The organism is Microbacterium sp., from assembly GCF_052099035.1.
Taxonomy (GTDB): domain Bacteria; phylum Actinomycetota; class Actinomycetes; order Actinomycetales; family Microbacteriaceae; genus Microbacterium.
This window is the reverse complement of record NZ_JBQDSX010000137.1, coordinates 1-3,608: the sequence shown is the minus strand read 5'-3', so window position 1 is coordinate 3,608 and position 3,608 is coordinate 1. Positions and strand designations below refer to the sequence as shown.

The window sequence follows — 3,608 nt, the reverse complement described above, 5'->3', positions numbered from 1 at the left end:
CGGTGGCCCAGGCGGTGAGGGCCTCCTGGACACGGGCGTTCTCGACGATGTTCTGGGCAGGCATGGGATCTACGGTACGGGATCGCGTTGATCGAGGGGATCGGGATCGACGCCGAGGTGCGTTCGCGGTTTGGGTGGGAGTGAGGGGGCCTTGATCATCTCGTCAGCGTGGGGTGGAAGTAGTCGTAAAGACCGCTCGACACCGCGTTCTCGAGAATGAGCCGCATCCGCACGACGTTGAGCGGCTCGCCGTGCTTGCCGGGCATCGTCGTCTGCTCGGGGTCCGCGGCGTGTGCGCGCCCGAGATAATAGAAATCGGAGCCCTCGGCGTCATCCTTCTTTACAAAGACGTGAACATCGGTTTGACGCTCGACGATCGTCGCGACTTCGTCGCTCTGAAGCGTGCGCCTGCTGCGCGTGTACCAACGGACGGTTGACGGATCCAGCAGCTCGTCTTCGTACGCGGTGCTCGCCGAGACGTCCTCATCCTTGTGGAGAGTGATGAAGATCGGGCAGGTACCGGTTGGCTTGTGCACCTTGTACCCGTAGATCACGCCTTGCTCGTTGCTGTCCCAACCGAGCAACCGGCAGGCGTCCTTGCGGGAATACTGACGTCCAGCACGTAAGGACCCGTCACCATACCGATCGACGTTGAGCGCAATGCCCGCATCGATCGTGTCTCGCACGGCTGCGTGGAACTCTGCGCTGTCGCGGTATGAGGACAGGAAGTCTTCGCCTACGACGAGGGACTCAAACGTGCGCGTGGCGAGAGGCTTCTGATACTGCACCATCTCCTGACCCGTTTGGAACTCACCCGTGAGTGCCGCCGCGAGGGCGTCAATTTCGACGGCGCTCAACTGCGCGCCGACGATATTGGGCACGTCGGTCAGGGCGATCGCGTGTCGGGCCAACAGGGCATCGACGACGCGGAGCTCGTGCGCGCGCTTTGCCGCGAAGCATTCCCGCGAGAGGAACATCAGCATTTGATCCTCGCGCTCGCTGAATGCGTTCGGTCGCTTCAACGTCGCGGCGACAAGAGCCGGAAAATGTGGCGGGTTCCGTTGCGTCGCGAGGACCACGGGGTCCGCGGTTTCGAACTGAACGAAGTCGTTAAGCCGCGGGGCGCGCCCGAGCCGCGCATACATTGCCCTGATCGCGGCCTGCAGATTCTTGCGCGAGTCGAGCTTCGTGTCTCTGATCGCCGCCAACACCCGTTCCTGTGCCACCTTGTCGAACCTCACGCTTGCGAGGCCAGGTAGTACACCGCGTTCCTCCGCCGTTATCAGCTCCTTGCGCAACGACTCCTTGTTGAGGCTCGTATCGCCAAATAGCGCGATCGGGATCATGTAGTTGTTTTTATAGTTGCCGATGAAATCGATGACGACGAGGTATTCCTTGCCGCTCGTCGGATCCTTGCGGAGGCCTCGTCCGAGCTGCTGCACGAAAACGATTGCCGACTGTGTCTGACGCAACATGACGATCTGGTTCACCGACGGGATATCGACGCCCTCATTGAAGATATCGACCGTGAGGATGTATTCGATCTCGCCGCGCTCGAGGCTATCGACGACCGTTTCACGGGTGTCGAGCGAGTCCGCGCCCGACAACGCAACGGTTCGAAGTGGGCGCCCGCGGTACTCCATCGCATTGAGAGCGTGCGACAGGAGTTCCGCCTCATCAACGCGGCTGCAGAAGATGAGACCGCGTGGTTGCACGCCCGCCTGGGCGTACTTCTCGAGCGCACCGACGACATGCTCCGCTCGCTCGGACGTGACCAGCAGGTCGAGCTCTGAATCATCGCGTACTGAGGATCCGTCGGCGTACGTCACGTCCGCAACGCCGTAGTAATGGAACGGCGAGAGCATCTTCGCTTCGAGCGCGTGCTGTAGGCGGATCTCGAAAGGAACGTTAAAATCGAACAGCTCGAACACGTTGAAATCATCGGTGCGCTCGGGCGTCGCCGTCATGCCCAGCAAGAACTTGGGAGTGAAGTAGGTCAAGACATCGCGATGCCCTTCGGCGCCCGCTCGGTGCGCCTCGTCGATGACGATGTAGTCGAAAGCGTCGGGCGCAAACTCGGTGAGGTGCCGGGCGAGCGTCTGCACCGTCGAAAAGACGTACCGGCGATCCTGCTGTTTCGTGGACCCGGTGAACTTCCCGTAGTGGGCCGCGTCGCCACCGAGCACGCGCCGATACTCCTCGATACTGCGGTCGAGAATCTGCTCTCGGTGCACGACGAAAAGCACGCGGTCCGGAGCGAATGCCCGCACATCGAGCGCAGACAGGATCGTCTTTCCTGTCCCCGTCGCGGAGATGACGATCGCCTTGCGGTCGCCGCGCGCACGCACGGCACCGATCGATTCGAGCGCACTCTCCTGCATCTCGTTCGGCGTGATCGCGCGAGTCCGCGCCGTTTCCGGATCCGCGTCGATGATCGCGGGGAGCTTCGGGGCGCGCGCCGGCGGAATCCAATTCTCTGCATAGGTGTCGACCCATGCGCGGGTGAGTTGCTGTGAGAACGTTCGCTCGCGATCAGCGAGGTCCTTGAGCTGTTCGGCAAGGTCGCTCGCCGGAGCAGCGGAGACCTTGAGATTCCATTCATGATTCGAGCTGAGCGCGCGCTTCGTGAGATTCGCGCTGCCCATCATGGCGGTGACGGCGTGCTCTGATCTGAAGACGTAGCCCTTCGGGTGAAACGCCTTCGAGCTGTGCACGCGCACGTCGATGCCGCACTGCGCGCGCAGATTGAGCAATTCCTCGAACGCGCGTGGGCTGTTGAAGGAGAGATAGTCGCTCGTGACGATCGTGCCGTGCCCCTCGAACTCGAGGAGCTCCTGCTTGAGCATTGCGATCGCGCCCGGGGTGACGAATGCGACAGAAAAGAGGAACTCATCGCATCGCTTTATCTCGTCGCGGATGACGCGCAGCACGTTCTGATCGCCGTCGTTGACCACCACCCGCGGGTGGAACCTGCGAGAGGCTCGCGCAGCCGCGTCGATAAACCCGTAGGCGATGTCCGTTCCGAGAACGTCTCCCGGAACGAAGTCGATCGTCACGCAGCGAATCTTTCGCGGATGAGGTCGACGGCCGGAACATCTGCCGGCGCCCACGTGAGGGTGTTCAGTTCGGTCGGTGCGAGCCAGCGGACTTCCGTGTGTTCGGTGAGTTCCGGCGATCCGGCAACAAGCTCGCAGATGAACGTCGTGAGGCTGACGACACCGAAGTCGTACTCATACGCCGTTGTCGTAATCTCGTCGCCGACGACGACTGTGCAGCGGAGCTCTTCCGTGATCTCGCGTTGGAGCGCCTCACGCGCGGATTCGTCCGGCTCAATCTTGCCGCCGGGAAACTCCCACAGCCCCTTCAGCGCACCTTTGCCACGCTGAGCGCACAGAATCGCGCCATCCTTCACAATCACGGCGCCGACGACGTTGATGTGCTTCTTCACGGGGCTCCTTGGACGTGGTGACGCTTGCAAAGAGCAGCTTTCCACGGATCCTTCGTGAATGCAGCGAGGCGCTACCGGAAGCGCCCACCCACACCCGCCCTACCGCCGCCCGATCCCGAACAGCCCGCGCACCACTCCCGAGACGACCTGCTTCGTCATG

At 62.1% G+C, this 3,608-nt stretch carries 2 protein-coding genes; both read right to left on the bottom strand.

Translation table 11 applies throughout. The features are described 5' to 3' along the window. Positions 1 to 155 precede the first annotated feature (155 nt). Entirely contained in the window at positions 156 to 3,056 is a 2,901-nt protein-coding gene (locus tag ACTIAO_RS17375; protein WP_441907324.1) for a DUF3427 domain-containing protein, read from the bottom strand. Next, positions 3,053 to 3,448 (bottom strand): (deoxy)nucleoside triphosphate pyrophosphohydrolase, encoded by a 396-nt coding sequence (locus tag ACTIAO_RS17370; RefSeq protein ID WP_441868322.1) that lies wholly within the window; start codon positions 3,446 to 3,448, stop codon positions 3,053 to 3,055. The genes ACTIAO_RS17375 and ACTIAO_RS17370 overlap by 4 nt, the downstream gene beginning before the upstream one ends. Positions 3,449 to 3,608 lie beyond the last annotated feature (160 nt).